Here is a 17826-nt window from a genome sequence, read left to right on the forward strand (position 1 = left end):
TCCTGAACCGCGTACCACCTGCGGTTTCGTTGTTTTGCGGGTCGACGTGCTAGAGTCATTAACGCTTCAAACAGCACGCGCCTTTAGCTCAGCTGGAAGAGCAGCTGGTTTACACCCAGCAGGTCGGCGGTTCGAACCCGTCAGGGCGCACCAAAATTCTTTTTACAGCTCCGTGGCCACTTCGGTCGCGGGGCTGTTTTCGTTTTCCACTGAGACGCACGCCGCCCCGCTCCGCCCGTCTCGCTCCGCCGCACCCGCTCCGCCGAGCTTCGCCTATTTGGCCGCCCCCGCTGGTCGTGGCAATAATGGAGCACATGGCATCCTCGAAGCGCAGCGGCTGGCGAAACTTCCTCACACCCGGATGGGTCATCACCGCCATCCTGGTCCTCGCCTTCACCTACGCCGCATTCAGCTTCCTTGCCCCCTGGCAGCTGGGGAAGAACAAGGATAAAAACGCCTTCAACCAGCGCCTCGAACAATCCCTGCAAACCGACCCCGCCCCGATCACCGATGTGATCCCGGGCGACGGGGAATCAGTGGGCGTCGAAAAAGAATGGACCAGAGTCTCACTACAGGGCCAATTCCTGCCGGACAAGGAGGTGCTGCTGCGCAACCGTCCGGTGGAATCGGCTCACTCTTATCAAGCATTGACGCCCTTTCGGCTCGACGGCGGGCAGACCGTGTTGGTGCATCGCGGGTGGGTCGCCGTGGAGGGGGATGGGGCTGCGCCTCGGCTGAAACCTGCACCACGCGGTGAGGTGAAGGTGACCGGGTTTATCCGCATGAGCGAGGCTGTGCCGGATGCGAAGCCTACGGAATCTCAGGGATACACGCAGGTCACAGGCATGTCGACGAAGCAGATTTCCGAGGCGACGGGCGAGGACCTGGCGGCGGATTATGTGCAGCTGGATTCGGAGAGCGTCGACCGCCTGAACGGCATGGCCGGTGGAGGTGCTGAGGGCGGAGGTGCAGGCGGCAGTGGCGCCGAGGACGGTGGTGATGCTGGCGCTGGCGAAGGTGCTGGCAGTGACGGTGCTGGCGCCAGCGGTGACACCGGCAACGGAGATGATGGCGATGCACCGGATCTGCAGGCGCTGCCTCTGCCGCACTTGGATGGCGGCACGAACTTGTCCTACGGAATTCAGTGGATTGCGTTCGGCATCTTGGCGCCGGTGGGCCTGGGCTGGTTTGTGTATGCGGAGATGCGCGAGCGCCGGCGTGAGCGCGAGGAAAGCGCCGAGGTCGCCCGCCTAAACGCCCAGATCACCGACGGTGCCGGTGATGGAGATGCTGGTGCTGGGGCTGCTGATGGGACTGCTGGCGGTGGTGGTGAAGGTGCTGGTGCCGGTGGTGACGCTGGCGGATCATCTTCTGCTAGCAGCGCAGACACTGCTCACGGCGAAGAGGCTGCCGGGTCCGCTGCTGCCAATCCGAAGCCAGCTGACATCGAGAAGCCGAAGCCTACTGGCGCTGAAAAGTCTCTGAACAGGGGGAATGGTACTCCCGCCGAGAAGAAGAAGCCTCGGAAGCGTTCCGACCTCACCGACCGCTATGGAGGCACCCGCTCCCGCTTCGAGGAGCGCCGCGCGGAAAAGCGCGGCAGGGAGCGCTTCTAGTTCCCTCAAGCTGCTACGCTGGCCCAAACTGCCACCCCGGCCCAAACTGCCACGCTGGCACAACTGAAAAATTGTCCCCTGGCCTTTGGAATGTCGTTAGATCAGGAATGTGCGAGGGCTGCCGTCCGTAAATGTCGTTAGATCGGGAATACGCGAACGCCGATTGCGCGCCAAGGTTTTTCAAAACTCTCTGACCTGCGGGTTTGTGTAGATGAAAATAGTTGGCATCAACGCATTCCCGTTCTAGCGACATTTGGCGATTTAACGCCGCTGAATATGCCCGCCCCGGCGACATTTGTCCATCTGGGGCGCCTGAATATGCTCGCCCCGGCGGAGTTTGGTCATCTGGAGTGGTTGAAAATGCCCGATCTGGAGGCATTCGGTCATCTGGAGTGGTTGAAAATGCCCGATCTGGTGGCATTTGGTGGGGCGGGAAGGGTTAAGTGTCGGAAAAGTTGCAAAACAGAAAATCGGCCAGCTTGCAGCCTGCGACAAAAACGCTCTGACCTGCATGTTTATATTACTGAAAATTGTCTTCAATAACGTTGTGCAACTTTTCCGACATTTGTGTCTGGAGGTGGGATGTTGAGGCCTGCGACCCCTGGCGTTTTGCAACTTTTCCGACACTTAGGTGCCAGCGAAGGGTGTTTGAGGCCAGCGGACCGGGCGTTCTGCAGATCTTCCGAGCTGTAAGTAGTGGAATGGCTCACTATCGCCGTAGCTGCCCCGCGGGATTACCTCCCCAGCTATTCCCGCAGAGCTAACGGCGCCGCAGCCGATAATGTAGCTGCCCGCGGGACTATTGCCCCAGCTGCTCCCGCACGTACTCCACAATGCCCGGTACAGCGGCCTCAATCTGCTGCCCGACCTCGGTAAAGTCCGAGCGGTGGCCGTAGTATGGGTCGGCGACTTCGGCACCGGCGGGGGAGTTGGCGTCAAAGCTACGGAACAAGCGAATGCGCTCCGGGGCGACACCCGCGTTGCGCAACCCGCGCACGTGCCCGTCGTCCATGGCTAGGAAAAGGTCGGCGCCCAAATGCGCAGGTCCGAGCTGTGCCGCGCGGTGCGCCGTGCCGTCGTAACCCAATGACGCCAACTCGTCCACCGCCCGACCATCAGCGCCGTCGCCGATGTGCCAGCCGCCGAGTCCGCAGGAGTTCAGGGTCACGGGTGCGTCGGAGGATTCGGCAGCATCAGCGGCCGGGGAGTGGCCGGTGGCGATGCCGGCTTCCTCGAGGCCGGCGCGCAGAATCACCTCGCCCATCGGGGAACGGCAGATGTTGCCCGTGCATACGACAGTGATGTGCATTGTGTTCCTTTCAATTCGTTGAGGGCGTGCTGCTTGGACTGCGCTGAGTTGGCAGCGCTGTCTGTGCACTCCGGAGACTTGGTAGCCCGGCAGCCCGGCAGCGCCGCCCGACTAGCCCTCGTTGGCCCAGCGCTGCACCAGCGCGTCCAGCTCCTCGAGAGTGTTCACGCTGTAAGCGGCCTTGGCGTGCTCTTCCGCGGAACCGTAGCCCCAGCCGACCAGCACCGTGGGGATGCCGGACTGCGCGGCACCCTCCACGTCGTGGATGCGGTCGCCGATCAGCAGCATCTTCGTCGGGTCGAGAGCCTGCAGGCCTTCCTTGGCGTTCATGTGAGCCAGGAATTCCCGCACCTCGGGAGCTTCCTTCAGCTGCTCAAGCGCGTATTCAATCACGGCGGCCTTGGACCGGCGGGTGCCGTCCTCCTGGGCCGCGCCGAGTACCGCGAAGTACTTCAGCATGTCGTGTTCGCGCAGGATCCGCTCCGCCGACACCTCGGACTTCGACGTTGCGGTGGACAGAATAATGCCCTCGCCGGACCACTTCTCCAGCAGCTCGCGCATGCCAGGGAACGGGGTGGCTTCCTTCCAGCGCCCGTTTTCCTGGTCCGAGAGGTACGTGTCGAAGACCTTCTGCAGCAGCTCGCCTTCCAGGCCGATGTCCCTCAGGGTCTCCACCATCGGCGGGCCAGGGATTTCGCGCACGCGTTCCTCGGGAGGCACCGGCACCCCGTGTGCCTCCAGGGCGTTTACAAAGCTGGCGCGGATGCCGGGGTAGCTATCCATCAGCGTTCCGTCTACGTCTACAAGCAGAATTGGTAAATCTCGCACTCCTCCAGTGTGTCAGATCTGGCTAGGCTGGGTGGAGCATGCAGCCAGCCGAGCGAGCAGCCGGGCTGGCAGCACCTTGCAGCAGCACATAGCAGTACCCCAGGAGAATCCGTGCCCGAGCCATCCATCAACCCCGCCGCGAACGCCGCGAACCAGGCAGCCAACCCCGCCGCGAACCAAACCACCGTCGCCGACGTCGTCGCCGCCCTGGAGGCCGCCTACCCGCCCCACCTCGCGGAATCCTGGGACGCGGTCGGCCTGATCTGCGGCGACCCCGCCGAGCCCGCCGACAAGGTTGCCTTCGCCCTGGACTGCACAGACGACGTAGTGGATGCCGCCATCGCCCAGGGCGCGCAGATGCTCGTGGTTCACCACCCGTTGCTGCTCCGCGGCGTCACCGCCGTGCCCGCCAACTCCCCGAAGGGCCGCATCGTCCACAAGCTGATCCGCAACGGCATCGCCCTCTTCGCCGCGCACACCAACGCCGATTCCGCCCGCCCCGGCGTGAACGATCGCCTGGCCGAGCTCCTCGGCATCACCCCGGGCGCACCCTTGCGGCCGATCCCTTCCGGCACCGACAAGTGGGGCTTCACCGTCCCTCTTAATGACGCCCCCACGGTGAAATCCGCCATCTTCTCCGCAGGCGGTGGCGCGCAGGGTGACTATGAGCAGGCCTGCTTCGAGTTCTCCGTGACCGGCCAGTTCCTGCCCACGGAAGGCGCGAATCCGCACCTCGGCGCTGTCGGGGAGGTAGAGACGGTCGAAGAGGTCCGCATCGAGTTCGTAGCCCCCGCCGCGAAGCGGGAAGCTATCCGCTCAGCCCTTATCAAGGCCCACCCTTACGAGGAGCCGGCCTACGACTGCGTGGAAACCTCCCTGCCCACGCCCGCCGACCAGCAGCTGGGCATCGGGCGCGTCGGCGAGCTGGATACTCCAATGACCCTGCGGGAGTTCACCGCCCGCGTGGCCGAGCGGCTGCCCGCCACCGAATGGGGCGTGCGCGCAGCCGGAGACCCCGATGCCATGATCCGCACCGTCGCCGTCGCCAGCGGCGCCGGCGATAGCTTCCTCGGCCAGGTCGCAAAAATGAACGTGGACTGCTTCGTCACCTCCGACCTGCGCCACCACCCGGTGGATGAGCACCTGCGCATGGGTGGATGCCCGGTCATCGATACCGCCCACTGGGCCAGCGAGTTTCCGTGGTGCTTCCAGGCGGAAGGCGTCATTAAGAAGGCAACGAAGGCACAGACCACAGTGATCGACGTACGCACCGACCCGTGGACCGTGCACGAAAAATAGGAGGACAACTGCGATGCGCTGGACGACCGACGACCGAAAGAACCTGGCAGACCTAGCGCGCGACCAGGAGGAGCTGGGCATCGCGCAGGCGCGGCTGGATTCCCTGCCGGAGCAGGCAAAACTGGAGGAACTGCTGGCTCAGAAGCGCGAGGAGCGCCGCCAGCAGGTGCTGAACAACGCGCAGGTCAGGAGCGACCAGGCGACCCTGATGCGCCTGCGCCAGGACGTGGCGAAGCTCAAGGAGCGCGAGCGGGCGAACGTGGCGGGGCTGAACTCGCAGACCGACCCCGAGCGACGGCGCGACCTGAAGCACGACCTGCGCAGCACCCGCGACCGGCTGAAGGACCTGGAGGGGCGGCTGGAGCGCTCCGTGAAGGTGCAGTCCATGTTCAGCGAGGCTAACTCCGCCGCCGACGAGGCCGACGACCAGACACATGCGCAGATCGACGAGGACATCGCGGCGGCGCAGACCGACCTGGACCGTGCGACCAACGCCCTGGAGGCCGACATTTCCACCATCAAGGCCCGGCTGACCCAGCGCCGGACGGCACTGGAAGACACGAACGCGGAGCTGCTGCAGGCCTACGACCAGCAGCTCGCCGAGCACGGGGTGGGGGCTGCGCCGCTGAAGGGGCGGACGTGCCAGGCGTGCTTCATCGAGCTGGATCCGCTGTCCCTGAAGGAGATCGACGAGCTGGCCGCAGACGGCAGCGGGGAAGTGCCGCGATGCCCTGAATGTAATGTCCTGCTGCTGCGATAGAGTGACCTGAAGACGACAGAACGAGGGCCAAGACGAGGGTGATGAATGATGCGCTTAGACGTGGAATGCGACGGAGGATCCCGCGGTAATCCGGGCATCGCCGGTTGCGGAGGTTCGGTCCTGGAGGGTGACCAGGAAGTAGCCGCACACTGGGAGTTCATCGCCAAGGCCACGAATAATGTGGCGGAGTACCAGGGGCTCATCAACGCTCTGGAGTTGGCCATCGAAGTGGCGAAAATGCGTGGGGTTGCCGCCGCGGATCTGGAGATCCAGGTGCGCATGGATTCCAAGCTCGTCGTCGAGCAGATGAGCGGCCGTTGGAAGATCAAGCACCCCGACATGAAGCCCCTGGCCGCGCGGGTCAAGGAGCTCGAGGCGACTCTCGCCGCCGTCTCCTACAACTGGGTGCCGCGCGCCCAGAATAAGCGCGCCGACGAGCTGGCCAATCGCGCTATGGATGATGGGATTGGGGGTCGCTGGTTTGATGACGCCCTCTCGTTCCAACCCGCCGCCGGTTCAACCGAGGCCGGCGGGGATGCCGCGTCGGGGTCTGCGGGTGCTGCGGGGGCGGGCGCAGGGGCCGCGGGCGCTTCGGGCGCTGCGGGCAATGAGAGCACGGGCGCGGAGGCTGCGCCGGGATGTGCTGGTGCCGACGCGGAGGCCGTGACCGATGCCGCGAGCGCACCGGAATGGCACCCCGGCGGGAACCCGACCCGCCTGTGGGTGCTGCGGCACGGGCAGACGGAGATGAGCGTGCAGAAGCAGTTCTCCGGGCTTTCCGACCCGGAGCTGACTTCCCACGGGCGTGAGCAGGCTCGCCGGGCCGCAGCCTACGTGGCCGGGCAGCTGGCTGGGGGCGTGGGTGGCAGCGCCGGTGCGGGAAGCAGCGCTGGCCCGGTGGCGATCTACAGCTCTCCGTTGAAGCGCACCCGCCAGACCGCGGAGGCTGTCGCCGAGGCACTGGCCGAGGCACCCGCGGAGGCCGCAGCGGTCGGCGGTTCCAGCAGCGCCGGTGACCCTGGCGTCGCCAAGCCCCGCGTCCACGTGACCGAGGCTCTGATCGAGATGAACTTCGGAGACTGGGAAGGCCGCACCTTCGCCGAGGTCATGGACGAATTCCCCCTCGAGCACGACGCTTGCTTCTGGGACAGCGCCGCCGCCCCCAGCGGAGGGGAAAGCCCTGACGACGTGCTCGCGCGCGTGCGCCCCTTCCTCCGCGACGTGGCCCGCAACCACCCAGGCGAGGACGTCGTGCTGGTCAGCCACGTCACGCCCATTAAATCCATCCTGCGCCACGCCTTCTGCGCAAGCGGTGCACTGTACCGCACGCTGCACCTGGACCTGGCAGGCTTGAGCGTCATCGAAATCTTCCCGGATGGTTCAGAGGGCACCGGGGGAGAAGTGGGCGTCAATAATAAGGGCAGCAACAAAGACAGCGCCGTGGTGCGAAGGGTCAACGATACGCACTTCCTCGATGGAGAAACCGTGCGCTAGAGTTAAGCCTTGTCGAGACGGCCGGGCGATCGCGGCGCGCGGAACCACCCTGCACACGGGGCAGGCCGGGCGCGGAGGAAAGTCCGGACTCCACAGGGCAACGGTGGTTGCTAACAGCAACCCGGGGCGACCCGCGGGAACAGTGCCACAGAAAACAAACCGCCCGCCACGCGCGGGTAAGGGTGAAAAGGTGCGGTAAGAGCGCACCAGCGCCCCAGGCGACTGGGGTGGCTAGGTAAACCCCACCGGGAGCAAGGTCAAGGTGCCCGCACGCGCGCCATCCCAGATGGTGCACAAGCGTGCGGCGTAGCTCTAGGGCTGCCCGCCCAACAATGAGCAGGTAGGCCGCTTGAAGCCGCCAGCAATGGTGGGCTCAGATGGATGGTCGCCTCGTCCCACGCCTTCTTCGCGTGCCTTCGCGGTGCTGCGGAGTGGAGCGGGGGATAGGACAGAATCCGGCTCATAGGTCGTCTCGGCGCAAAAATTTTTTCGGGGGTTTCCGGCGTGGCCGGGAAACTCGGCTGGGTGCGTGGCCGGGGCGGGGCGGTTGTGCCACTCTTGGAGTCATGAAACTTTTCGCCGCCGAGCTGAACTTCCGCGCCATCGCCGAGGAGTTCCAACTGCCGGAACGCTTCCCGGAGGACGTCCACGCCGAGGCGCTGCAATCCAGCGACCGGCACGCCGACCAGCGCCGCGATCTGCGGGATATTCCGTTCGTGACCATCGACCCGGCGGGTTCGATGGACCTGGACCAGGCGGTGAACATTCAGGACGCGCCGGGCGGTGAAGGCGGCGCCGCCCGGTGGCGCGTGCTGTACGCCATCGCGGACGTCGGCGCCTTTGTTGATCCGGTCGGGCCTCTGATGGCGGAATCCTTGCAGCGCGGCCAGACAATGTACCTGCCGGACGAGCCGACCCGCCTGCACCCAGCGGAGCTTTCGGAGGGCAGCGCCTCGCTGCTGCCGGACCAGACCCGTCCCGCCGTGGTGTGGGATATTCTGCTGCGTGCCGACGGTGAGGTCGCGGATTTCACCGTGTACCGCGCGCTAATCCGCTCCGTGAAGCGCTTCGACTACACCGAGGTGGAGGCGGACATGCACGGCGGCGCGCTGCACCCCGCCATCGCCCAGCTGCCGGAGGTTGGCCGGGCGCGCCAGCGCTCTGACCTGCGGCGTAAGGCTATCAACCTGCGTTTGCCCTCGATCTCTGTGGAGCGCACTCAGACCGAGGACGGCACCGAGCGCTACCTGCTGGGCATCGACGAGCGCCAGGAGATGAACGACTTCAACTCCGAGCTGTCCCTACTGGCGGGCATGTGCGCTGGCGAGATGATGGTGCGCGCGGGCGTGGGCATCCTGCGCACCCTGCCGCCCGCCGGGGACAAGGAGATCGCCGCCTTCGACCACTCCGCGCACGCCTTGGGGTTCGATCGCTCCGGCCGCCCGATCGGGGAATTGCTCGCTGATATTGACGCCTCCACGCCGCGCGGCATGGCACTCATGCGCGACGCGCAGAGTCTTCTGCGCGGGGCGGGGTACCAGCAGTTCGGCCTGGCCGGCGGGGCGGGCGGTGCCGGCGGTGCAGACGGCGCGGAGCCTGAGCCCAGCATCCACGCCGGCATCGGCGGCCACTACGCGCACGTCACCGCACCCCTGCGCCGACTGGTGGATCGCTTCGCTACGGAAATCTGCCTGGCGATCGCCAGCTCCCAGCCCATCCCGGAGTGGGTGACCGCCAACGTCGACCAGGTTCTCGGCACCATGAAATCCAGTAGCCAGACGGCCAGCGCCGTCGACCGCGCCTGCATGAAACTCACCGAGGCGGTCGTCCTGCAACCGTGGGTGGGCCAGAATTTCAACGCGACGGTGCTCAATAGCGACGGCGGAGACAAGGCGAAGATCCTAGTCGAGGAGCCGCCCATCTTGACGACTTGTGTGGGCGGCCCAGACGAGGCGTCAACAGTTAAAGTAACCCTGATTGAAGCCGAACCCGCAGCGCGAGAGGTACGTTTCGCCTGGCCGGCCGATTAGGCAGGGGGGTGTCCGGTGCGTGTGGTACACATGAGCCTATGAGCGAAAATGATGCGCAGAAGTGGTACTACGACACGAAGAGCGGCCAGGTGAGCCAGGGCAAGGACAGCGCGTGGGATAGCCGCATGGGGCCATACGACTCGCGCGAGGAGGCCGAGGCTGCCATCGAGACCGCGCAGCAGCGCACCAAGGAGGCCGAGGAGTACGACGCGGAAGATGACGACTAAGGACTCGGAGCGCTCGTGGCTGGCGCGCACCCTGCTGCCCGAGGGGAAGGAGCCGGACCCGCGCTTCACCCTGGCGAACGAGCGCACCTTCCTGGCGTGGATCCGCACCAGCCTGGCGTTTCTTGCCGGCGGGGTGGCGCTGGAGGCGTTCCGTTCGCCCAACGTGCCCGAGCATCTGTGGAGTGCCGCGGCTGTTCTGGTGCTGATCGTCGGCATGCTGATCGGCTTGGGGGCGGCGGTGCGGTGGCTGCGCGTGGAGCGTGCCATGCGGACCGGGAAGGCTCTGCCGGTGCCCGCGATCGTGCCCTTTCTGGCGGGCGTGGCCGTGGTGGCTTGCGCGGTGGTGCTGGGGTTTGTGATCTTCGGCGATTTTGGGATGGAGCTGTAAATGACGCGCCGGGAGGTGCGTGGGGCTGCGCGGGAGGTGCCCGAGCGCCCGCACTCTGACCTGGGACTTCAACCGGAGCGCACCAGCCTGTCGTGGCAGCGCACCTTGCTGGCGTTGTTGGTCGTCAGCGCGATGCTGTTCCGGTGGATCGGCCGCTACGGCGTGATCGTCCTGCCCGCCGCGGGAGTGTTGGTGCTGCTCGCGGCGCTCATTCTGCTGACGCAAAGGCGCCGCTACCTGCGCTTTAGCGCCGGTCTGCGCGCCGAACGCCTCACCGCGAACGTCGGCTCGGTCGTCGCGGTGACTGCGGCTGTCCTGATCTGCGGCGTGGTCGCCGCCACCTTCGTTATTCTGGACGCCATCTAACCCCAACCGCCCAGCATTGTTGTACTGTCCTAAGTGTTGATCAAACGCGCAGTTCAAGGCAGGTCACTATGTGCAGGCGTAATAAAGGGGCTAAAAGCGTGTGGACGTAAATGTTTTCTATCGGACTTTTGACGTCTCTGATGTTGCCCCAGGGGCTAATGTTTTAGATGTCATCTTTCACGGGTTGATCCTCTTTACTGTTCTGTCCAGCATTATGGCCTGGGTGGCAATCATTATTTTGATTTCCAGATCGGTTTGGAGAAAAAAGAACCCCGGCAGACAAACCCGTATGTGGGTAGTTTTCTTTGCTCTGTCCTTTTCGATATACGTGATTTCTGTTCCGTTGTCCTTCAAATTAGTGCTGTTCCCGGGTGAAATATCTTCCAGGATCTACACCCTGGATAAATACGGTAACGGAAGGGCGGTTCCAATGGTGACGGAAGATTCCCCAATAAACACCGTGAGAGTGGATTACGACAAGAAGACTTTTTTGGAGAAGTATCATCAAGAGGTTCTAGACGCTTTGTCCAGTGACCCAGAGTTAATGCAGTATGACCTTGTGGGATGTAGGGATCAGGGGGATGACAAGTATGAGAAGTCAATTTTCTGCGGCGGCTATCTGGATTCCGGTGTTCGTGCCGTTAAGGGAGGGAAAGAGTTTAGTTTAAATCCCCATTTTCATTTTGGGGAGAGGCCAGAATATATTCGAGAAAGTAGAGGGATGGATTTAGAAAACTCGCCTGGCGGCGGCATGCCGGTTCGGCTTACGGTTTACATTTCTGGGCGAAGCTAGTGGTGGCTGGCGGCGGCTCGCGTGGGCGTGGCTGGCGGTGGCTGGCGCGCTAAATGTCGTTAAAGTTGCAAAACGTTACTGGCAACGATTGTAGACACTGCAAAGACGCAGGTCAGAGCAATTTCGCTAGCTGGACAAATTTTTTCGGGAAGACGAATTACCACTTTAACGACATTTAGCCGCTGAGGTGGGGGTGCCAGCCGGCTCGAAGGGTGCCAGAGTGGTCTGTGGGGTTGGTGTGGCGCGGCGGAATTGGGGAGCGGGTCGGTGCCAGGCTGCCGAGGTGGGGGCGGCCGTTGGAGCGAGGGAGCCAGCCAGCCCAGACCAGTCCAGCCTAGCCAGCAGGCCTAGAAGCAGTGCTCCTGCGCCGGGAACTTACCCTCAGCAACCTCTCGCTTGTAGGCAGCAGCGGCGGCCGTCAGGTCCGAACCCACCGAAGCCCACTGCTTAGCGAAGCGCGGACGGTGCCCACCCGCCGGGAATGCAGCCATGTCGTGCCACACCAGAACCTGCCCATCGCAGTCCGGACCTGCACCAATGCCAATCGTCGGGATGTCCAGCTCCTTAGTCACGGAAGCAGCCACGTCCGCGGGCACCATCTCCAGCACCACCATGTCGGCACCGGCTTCCTGCACGGCACGGGCGTCGGCCAGCAGCTGCTCGGCGCCAGCCCCGCGGCCCTGCACCTTGAAGCCGCCCAGCTGGTTGACGGACTGCGGAGTAAAGCCGATGTGCGCGCACACGGAGATGCCGGCGTCAGTAATAGCGCGAATGCGATCCGCAATCCGCACCCCGCCTTCGATCTTCACCGCATGCGCGCCCGTGCGATGCAGCATCTCGGTGGCGGCCTTCACGGCCTGCTCATCCGAAGCCTCATAGGTGCCGAAGGGCAGGTCAGCGACCACGGCGGCGTTGCCGGCTCCGCGGACAACGGCGGCTGTCAGGTAGACCATCTCGTCCATGCTGATGCGCTGGGTGGCGTCGTACCCAAACACCACATTCGCGGCGGAATCGCCGACCAGCATGATTTCCACGCCCGCCTCGGCGAACGCGACGGCGGTGGAGTAATCGTAGGCGGTCAGCATCGCGAACGGCTCGCCCGTGCCCTTGCGCGCCTTCAGATCGGCGATGCGCACTTTCTTGGTGGGGACCAGGTAGCCGTTGGGGGTGGAGCCGGATGTTCCAGATGTTGCAGTCATGCTGTTCATTCTAGGTGACGCCCTCAACCCCAACCGCTAAACCGCCGACTAGTGCAAACGGGGGCGCGGGCGGGCGCGAACGGGGGCGTAGCCTAGCGCAAACGGGGGCGCAGCCGGGCAGGGAACTTCTACAATGGGGGATATGAATCGCCAACAGGAATATGTTCTGCGTACGCTGGAAGAACGCGACATCCGCTTCGTTCGCCTTTGGTTCACGGATATCCAGGGGTACCTCAAGTCCGTGGCGGTGGTGCCAGCGGAGCTAGAGGGGGCTTTCCAGGAGGGCATCGGTTTCGACGGCTCGGCGATTGAGGGGTTTTCCCGCATCGCGGAGTCGGACACGATCGCGCAGCCGGACCCATCGACGTTCCAGATCTTCCCGTTTAAGTCAGATGATGGAGCTTTGTCGGCGCGCATGTTCTGCGACATTGCGATGCCGGATGGCACCCCTTCGTGGGCGGATCCGCGCCAGGTTCTGCGCCGCCAGATGAAGGCCGCTGCGGACCAGGGCTTCAGCTGCTATGTGCACCCGGAGATCGAATTTTTTCTGGTGAAGGAGCTAGAGACGGAGGGGTATCCGCCGGTGCCGACGGATAACGGCGGCTACTTCGACCAGGCGGTGACTGACGATGCTCCGGCTTTCCGCGCCCACGCGATTAGCGCGCTGGAGCACATGGGGATTTCTGTGGAATTCTCGCACCACGAGAACGCGCCGGGGCAGCAGGAGATCGACCTGCGCTACGCCGATGCCCTGACGATGGCGGATAACGTGATGACCTTCCGCTACCTGATTAAGCAGGTCGCCCGCCGCAATGGCGTGGCCGCGACGTTTATGCCAAAGCCCTTCCACGAGCACGCGGGTTCCGCGATGCACACCCACATGTCCCTGTTCGAGGGGGAGAGCAATGCTTTCCACGACCCGGATGATGAACTGCGCCTGTCGGGTACTGCGAAGTCCTTCATCGCGGGCATCTTGGAGCACGCCCCGGAGATCACGGCTGTGACGAACCAGTGGGTGAATTCCTACAAGCGCATTACCTCCGGCGATGAGGCTCCGCGTGCGGCGGCGTGGGGTGCGTCGAACCGCTCGGCGATGGTGCGCCTGCCGATGTACACGCAGAACAAGGCGGCCTCCCGCCGCGTGGAGGTCCGCTCCCCGGATAGCGCCTGCAACCCCTACCTGGCTTATTCGGTTCTACTGGCCGCAGGTTTGAAGGGCATCGAGGAAGGCTACGAGCTGCCCAACCCGGCGGAGGAGGATGTCTCCCGCATGACCCGCCGCGAGCGCATCGCCGCAGGTTACAAGGATCTGCCCTCGGATCTGAACAGTGCGCTGCGGGAGATGGAGCGTTCCGAGCTGGTTGCCGATGCCCTCGGCGAGCACGTCTTTGAGTTCTTCCTGCGCAACAAGTGGCGCGAGTGGTACGAGTACCAGTCGCAGATCACGCCGTGGGAGCTGCGGAACAACCTGTCCTTCTAGTCGCCTAGTCTGCGGCTTCCTCTCCCGCACTTCCACCCCTCCCACCACCTTCAGTACTTCCTTGAGTTCCAGGAGCACCTTCACCCCATGACCCGCCCCCGCAGTTCGCGTTCCTCCGTGCCGACCGCCCGTACCCTGGGCCTGACCCACCCCAAGGCGCAGGACGACCTTGAGCGGCTCGGATGGGTGGATGTCCAGCACGCGGAGCAGATGTGGATTCTCGCCTCGACGGGTGATCCGGATCTGGCGCTGAACAACCTGATTCGCCTGGTGGAGGCGCTCGACCGCGCAGACGCTGCGAACGCTGCGGACAGTTCCAACGGCGCGGCCGGGGGCGCCGCCGGAAGCGGTAGTGGCACTGGCAGCTCCGGCAGTGCAGGCACCAGCGCCGAGCTGCTGACGCGCGTCAACGAATCCCGCCAGTTCGCCGTCCGCCTGCTGAGCCTGTTCGGTGCGTCGTCTATGCTGGGCGACCACATCGTCGCCAACCCGGCGGAGTGGAAACAGCTCGAAAACGGCATGCCGTCGGCCGAGGAAATGATGGAGCTCATGCTCGGCAGCGTCTCGGCAACTTCCGTTGAAGGATCGGGCGAGCGGGTGTTTCGGGCGGGCGTCACAGGCCCAGAGGCCGACGACGCAATGCGCCGAACGTACCGCACCATCCTCGCGCGCATCGCCGCCGTCGACGTCGCGGGCACCTTCGTGCAGCGCGGCGAGGAATCGGCCGAGCCCGTCGAGTTCGAGCTGGTCTCCCGCCGACTCTCCGACGCGGCGGACGCCGCGCTGACCGCCGCCCTGGCCGTCGCGTGCGCGCAGGTGTACGAGCCGGAAGAGCAGCCCGCCCGCCTCGCGGTGCTGGCCATGGGCAAGTGCGGCGCGCAAGAGCTGAACTACATCTCCGACGTGGACGTCATCTTCGTCGCCGAACCCGCCGACCCGAAGGCCACCCGCTGGGCGGGCGAGTTCATCAACATCGGCAGCCGCGTGTTCTTCGAGGTAGACGCCGCCCTGCGTCCCGAAGGCAAGAGCGGTGCCCTGGTGCGCACCCTGGAATCGCACGTGAAGTACTACAACCGCTGGGCCGAAACGTGGGAGTTCCAGGCGCAGCTGAAGGCGCGCCCCATGACCGGCGACCTGGAGCTAGGCCAGGAGTACGTCGACGAGCTGGCATCGAAGGTATGGTCGGCCGCCGAACGCGAGGACTTCGTGCACGACGTGCAAGCCATGCGCCGCCGGGTGATCGAAAACATCCCGGACGACATCCGCGCCCGCGAGCTGAAACTGGGCCCCGGCGGACTGCGCGACATCGAGTTCGCCGTCCAGCTGCTGCAGATGGTGCACGGCCGCACGGACGAATCGCTGCGCACTCGCTCCACCGTCGCCTCGCTGCGCGCCCTGGCCAAGGGCGGCTACATCGGACGTGCGGACTGCCAGAACCTGCAGGAAAACTACGCCTTCATGCGCCTTTTGGAGCACCGCCTGCAGCTGCAGCGCCTGAAGCGCACGCACACCCTGCCGCCGAAGGAGGACAAGGCTGCCCGCGTGTGGCTGGGCCGCACCTCCGGCTGCCGCCCAGAGGGCACGAGGAGCATGGACGAGCAGCTGGCGGCAGACGTTAAGCGCGTGAGCCTGGAGATCAGCCAGCTGCACTCGAAGCTGTTCTACCGCCCGCTGCTAACCTCGGTGGCGGCTATGCAGGCCGACACGATCCGCCTGTCGCCGGAGGCCGCGAAGCGCCAGCTGGCCGCCCTGGGCTACGCCTACCCGGACCGTGCCTTCGAGCACCTAAGCGCCCTGGCCGCGGGCAGCAGCCGCAAGGCCAAGCTGCAGGCCATCATTCTGCCCACGCTGCTGGAATGGCTGGGGGATACGGTCGACCCGGACGCTGGCCTGTTGAACTACCGCAAGCTCTCGGAGGCCGCGCACGACTACAGCTGGTTCCTGCGCCTGCTGCGCGACGAGAACATCGTGGGCAAGCGCCTCATGCACATCCTGGGCACCTCGCCTTATGTTGCCGAGCTGTTCCTGAATTCCGTGGACTCGGTGAAGATCCTGTCCGACGGCGCCACCGGCCCGAAGTTCCTGGAGCGCGAGCCGCAGGTTGTCACCCACTCCCTGGTCGCGGCTGCAGGCCGCCACCGCCACCCGGACAAGGCCATCGCCGTCGCCCGTTCGCTGCGCCGCGCGGAGCTGGCCCGCATCGCCGCCGCTGACCTGCTGGGCTTCATGGACGTGGAGCAGGTCTGCGTTTCCCTGTCCTGGGTGTGGGACGCGGTGCTCGAGGCCGCCCTGCGCGCCGAGATTCGTTTCTGGGAGGACGAGAATGTGGCCAACGCGCCGGCGCGCATCACCGTTATCGGCATGGGACGGTTGGGCGGTGCGGAGCTCGGGTATGGTTCTGACGCCGACGTGATGTTCGTCGCCCAGCCTGTCGAAGGCGCGGACGAATCAGAGGCACTGAAGTGGGCCACGAGCATTTGCGACACGGTGCGAACGCGCCTGGGAAGGCCCAGCCAGGATCCGCCCCTGGATGTGGACATTGACTTGCGCCCGGAGGGGCGCAACGGCCCGGTCGTGCGCACGCTGGATTCCTACCGCCGCTACTACAAGGAGTGGGGCGAGACGTGGGAGATGCAGGCCCTGCTGCGCGCCACGTGGATCGCGGGCGACAAGGACCTGGGCATCGAGTTTCTGCGCATGATCGACGATTTCCGCTACCCGCCGGGAGGCGTGGACGACAAGGTCGTCCAGGAGGTTCGCCGCATGAAGGCGCGCGTGGATGCCGAACGCCTGCCGCGCGGCGCGGACCGTAAGACTCACACCAAGCTGGGCCGTGGCGCCCTGACGGACGTGGAGTGGACCGTGCAGCTGCTCACCATGCAGCACGGGGACGATGCGGATAATCTGCGCAACACCTCCACCCTGGAGACCCTGCGTGAGCTCGCCAGCGGCGAGTACATCGCCGAATCCGATGCGGAGATTCTGCGCGATGCCTGGATCACCGCCACCATTGCACGCAACGCGATTGTGCTGGTCAAGGGCAAGAGGAAGGATCAGCTGCCCAGCCACGGCGACCAGCTGCGCCACGTCGCGGCCGCCGCCCACTGGCCGCCGGAGCAGGCCCAGGAGTTTCTGGACGACTACCTGAAGAAGACCCGCAAGGCCCACCGAGTGGTGGACCGGGTGTTCTGGGGCGAGGACGTCGGTATCGACTACGGCGGCTAGACCAGCTCGCCCTCGACGATGACGTTGTAGCCGAGGTCGTTGCTGCCGGAGACCGAGCAGGCGATCAGCACGATCCGCCCCGGACGCTTGTCGTCCATAATGTCCGGATCCACGATGGCCTCGTTCTTATCCACCAGCCAGCTGCGGGTAACCTTCCAGGTCCTCTGGTGGTTCGCGCCGTCGCGCATCTTGATCTTTGCCCCGTTGAGCACGTCGGAAGAGTAGCGCTTCACCGGCTTGCCATCCGTGCCGTTTACGTTCTTCGGCGGAGCGTTCAGGTCCACATCCGCCGTCACCGCCTCGCTCAAAGGGTTGAACACCAGCGGGGCCGCACCCCACGCATGCCCCAGGACGTACATCGTGCCCTTTTCCGCATCCTTCGGCGAAACACCCCAGCCGTTGACCCAGCGCACCATGGTGTTCTGCGGCCCCGCTGGGTTCAGCGGCAGGGCGTAGGGCATCGAGTCGAACGTTGCATCCTGCACCGGCGCGGGGCCGTCCATGTTGAAAGACCCGGTTCCCCCGACAGGCCCCGGAACTACCGAGGGGTCATCCTCGTCCTCCCGCTTGCCGTCCTTCTTCGGCTTCTTCTCGCTGGGCCTCGCGGAGCTTGAGGTGGCGGAGTTGGACGAGCCCTCGCTGGAGTTGGTGGTGTTGGAGGCCGAGGGGGCGTCCCCACCCAAAGAGTCCAGAGCAACCCAAATAAGCGAAGCGATTATGAGCAGCAGGACCACGACGAAGACCAAAACACGGAGAGGATTAGAGAAGGGGCGGCGAGAGCTCATGGTGAATAAGTTTATCCATAACCCACG

The 17826-nt window shown here is 64.8% G+C and carries 16 protein-coding genes, 1 tRNA gene and 1 other RNA gene; 14 read left to right on the forward strand and 4 right to left on the reverse strand.

Annotated features, from left to right (window positions below; genetic code table 11):
• The first annotated feature begins 77 nt into the window (after nt 1-77).
• The 3 genes from MHX66_RS06185 (at nt 78) to MHX66_RS06195 (ending at nt 2159) form a co-directional block, all read left to right on the forward strand.
• Nucleotides 78-153, forward strand: a tRNA-Val gene (locus MHX66_RS06185).
• 161 nt (nt 154-314) lie between these two features.
• Nucleotides 315-1616: an SURF1 family protein gene (locus MHX66_RS06190; RefSeq protein ID WP_239201241.1), complete on the forward strand. Its 1302-nt coding sequence runs from the start codon at nt 315-317 to the stop codon at nt 1614-1616.
• A 276-nt stretch (nt 1617-1892) separates the two neighbouring features.
• Complete coding sequence (locus MHX66_RS06195; RefSeq protein ID WP_239201243.1) at nt 1893-2159, forward strand: hypothetical protein; 267 nt, start codon at nt 1893-1895, stop codon at nt 2157-2159.
• Nucleotides 2160-2415: 256 nt separating this feature from the next.
• Here the strand turns inward: MHX66_RS06195 and MHX66_RS06200 are convergent, their stop codons facing one another.
• Complete coding sequence (locus tag MHX66_RS06200; RefSeq protein ID WP_239201245.1) at nt 2416-2925, reverse strand: low molecular weight protein-tyrosine-phosphatase; 510 nt, start codon at nt 2923-2925, stop codon at nt 2416-2418.
• Between the two features lie 111 nt (nt 2926-3036).
• The gene (locus MHX66_RS06205; RefSeq protein ID WP_239201251.1) at nt 3037-3753 is read right to left on the reverse strand and encodes an HAD hydrolase-like protein; all 717 of its coding nucleotides are present in this window, start codon (nt 3751-3753) and stop codon (nt 3037-3039) included.
• Nucleotides 3754-3864: 111 nt separating this feature from the next.
• Between MHX66_RS06205 and MHX66_RS06210 the strand changes: the two genes are divergently transcribed.
• From MHX66_RS06210 to MHX66_RS06250, 9 genes are all read left to right on the forward strand, one after another.
• The gene (locus tag MHX66_RS06210) at nt 3865-5052 is read left to right on the forward strand and encodes a Nif3-like dinuclear metal center hexameric protein (protein WP_239201252.1); all 1188 of its coding nucleotides are present in this window, start codon (nt 3865-3867) and stop codon (nt 5050-5052) included.
• 13 nt (nt 5053-5065) lie between these two features.
• Complete coding sequence (locus MHX66_RS06215; protein ID WP_239201253.1) at nt 5066-5812, forward strand: C4-type zinc ribbon domain-containing protein; 747 nt, start codon at nt 5066-5068, stop codon at nt 5810-5812.
• A 45-nt stretch (nt 5813-5857) separates the two neighbouring features.
• The gene (locus MHX66_RS06220; protein WP_370646281.1) at nt 5858-7306 is read left to right on the forward strand and encodes a bifunctional RNase H/acid phosphatase; all 1449 of its coding nucleotides are present in this window, start codon (nt 5858-5860) and stop codon (nt 7304-7306) included.
• Between the two features lie 13 nt (nt 7307-7319).
• Nucleotides 7320-7785: RNase P RNA component class A (gene rnpB / locus MHX66_RS06225), an RNA gene on the forward strand.
• An 87-nt stretch (nt 7786-7872) separates the two neighbouring features.
• Nucleotides 7873-9336 (forward strand): RNB domain-containing ribonuclease, encoded by a 1464-nt coding sequence (locus tag MHX66_RS06230; RefSeq protein ID WP_239201259.1) that lies wholly within the window; start codon nt 7873-7875, stop codon nt 9334-9336.
• A 38-nt stretch (nt 9337-9374) separates the two neighbouring features.
• On the forward strand, nt 9375-9563 hold the full coding sequence (locus MHX66_RS06235) for an SPOR domain-containing protein (RefSeq protein ID WP_239201260.1): 189 nt from the start codon (nt 9375-9377) through the stop codon (nt 9561-9563).
• Nucleotides 9553-9951 (forward strand): YidH family protein, encoded by a 399-nt coding sequence (locus tag MHX66_RS06240; protein WP_070488843.1) that lies wholly within the window; start codon nt 9553-9555, stop codon nt 9949-9951. Before MHX66_RS06235 ends, MHX66_RS06240 begins: the two co-directional genes overlap by 11 nt.
• A complete protein-coding gene (locus MHX66_RS06245; protein ID WP_239201261.1) occupies nt 9952-10317 on the forward strand; it encodes a DUF202 domain-containing protein in 366 nt (121 codons plus the stop codon).
• Between the two features lie 100 nt (nt 10318-10417).
• On the forward strand, nt 10418-11110 hold the full coding sequence (locus tag MHX66_RS06250; RefSeq protein ID WP_239201262.1) for a hypothetical protein: 693 nt from the start codon (nt 10418-10420) through the stop codon (nt 11108-11110).
• A 347-nt stretch (nt 11111-11457) separates the two neighbouring features.
• Here the strand turns inward: MHX66_RS06250 and panB are convergent, their stop codons facing one another.
• Complete coding sequence (gene panB, locus MHX66_RS06255; RefSeq protein ID WP_239201263.1) at nt 11458-12318, reverse strand: 3-methyl-2-oxobutanoate hydroxymethyltransferase; 861 nt, start codon at nt 12316-12318, stop codon at nt 11458-11460.
• A gap of 133 nt (nt 12319-12451) precedes the next feature.
• On the opposite strand from panB, the gene MHX66_RS06260 reads away from it, so the two are divergent.
• Nucleotides 12452-13789 (forward strand): glutamine synthetase family protein, encoded by a 1338-nt coding sequence (locus tag MHX66_RS06260; RefSeq protein ID WP_034965301.1) that lies wholly within the window; start codon nt 12452-12454, stop codon nt 13787-13789.
• Between the two features lie 87 nt (nt 13790-13876).
• The gene (locus tag MHX66_RS06265; protein WP_239201264.1) at nt 13877-17014 is read left to right on the forward strand and encodes a bifunctional [glutamine synthetase] adenylyltransferase/[glutamine synthetase]-adenylyl-L-tyrosine phosphorylase; all 3138 of its coding nucleotides are present in this window, start codon (nt 13877-13879) and stop codon (nt 17012-17014) included.
• On the opposite strand, the gene MHX66_RS06270 is transcribed toward MHX66_RS06265, so the two are convergent.
• On the reverse strand, nt 17011-17799 hold the full coding sequence (locus MHX66_RS06270) for a sortase (protein ID WP_239201265.1): 789 nt from the start codon (nt 17797-17799) through the stop codon (nt 17011-17013). The two genes, MHX66_RS06265 and MHX66_RS06270, sit on opposite strands and share 4 nt — an antisense overlap.
• Between the last annotated feature and the right edge of the window lie 27 nt (nt 17800-17826).

The sequence above is a fragment of the Corynebacterium sp. ACRPH genome, assembly GCF_022347285.1.
GTDB lineage: Bacteria > Actinomycetota > Actinomycetes > Mycobacteriales > Mycobacteriaceae > Corynebacterium.

Bases quoted from the DNA above. Each gene is read 5' to 3' on its own strand.
- MHX66_RS06190 (WP_239201241.1), top strand. From the start codon at position 315: ATGGCATCCTCGAAGCGCAGCGGCTGGCGAAACTTCCTCACACCCGGA.
- MHX66_RS06195 (WP_239201243.1), top strand. From the start codon at position 1,893: ATGCCCGCCCCGGCGACATTTGTCCATCTGGGGCGCCTGAATATGCTC.
- MHX66_RS06200 (WP_239201245.1), bottom strand. From the start codon at position 2,925: ATGCACATCACTGTCGTATGCACGGGCAACATCTGCCGTTCCCCGATG.
- MHX66_RS06215 (WP_239201253.1), top strand. From the start codon at position 5,066: ATGCGCTGGACGACCGACGACCGAAAGAACCTGGCAGACCTAGCGCGC.
- MHX66_RS06220 (WP_370646281.1), top strand. From the start codon at position 5,858: ATGATGCGCTTAGACGTGGAATGCGACGGAGGATCCCGCGGTAATCCG.
- MHX66_RS06230 (WP_239201259.1), top strand. From the start codon at position 7,873: ATGAAACTTTTCGCCGCCGAGCTGAACTTCCGCGCCATCGCCGAGGAG.
- MHX66_RS06235 (WP_239201260.1), top strand. From the start codon at position 9,375: ATGAGCGAAAATGATGCGCAGAAGTGGTACTACGACACGAAGAGCGGC.
- MHX66_RS06240 (WP_070488843.1), top strand. From the start codon at position 9,553: ATGACGACTAAGGACTCGGAGCGCTCGTGGCTGGCGCGCACCCTGCTG.
- MHX66_RS06245 (WP_239201261.1), top strand. From the start codon at position 9,952: ATGACGCGCCGGGAGGTGCGTGGGGCTGCGCGGGAGGTGCCCGAGCGC.
- panB (WP_239201263.1), bottom strand. From the start codon at position 12,318: ATGAACAGCATGACTGCAACATCTGGAACATCCGGCTCCACCCCCAAC.
- MHX66_RS06260 (WP_034965301.1), top strand. From the start codon at position 12,452: ATGAATCGCCAACAGGAATATGTTCTGCGTACGCTGGAAGAACGCGAC.
- MHX66_RS06265 (WP_239201264.1), top strand. From the start codon at position 13,877: ATGACCCGCCCCCGCAGTTCGCGTTCCTCCGTGCCGACCGCCCGTACC.
- MHX66_RS06270 (WP_239201265.1), bottom strand. From the start codon at position 17,799: ATGAGCTCTCGCCGCCCCTTCTCTAATCCTCTCCGTGTTTTGGTCTTC.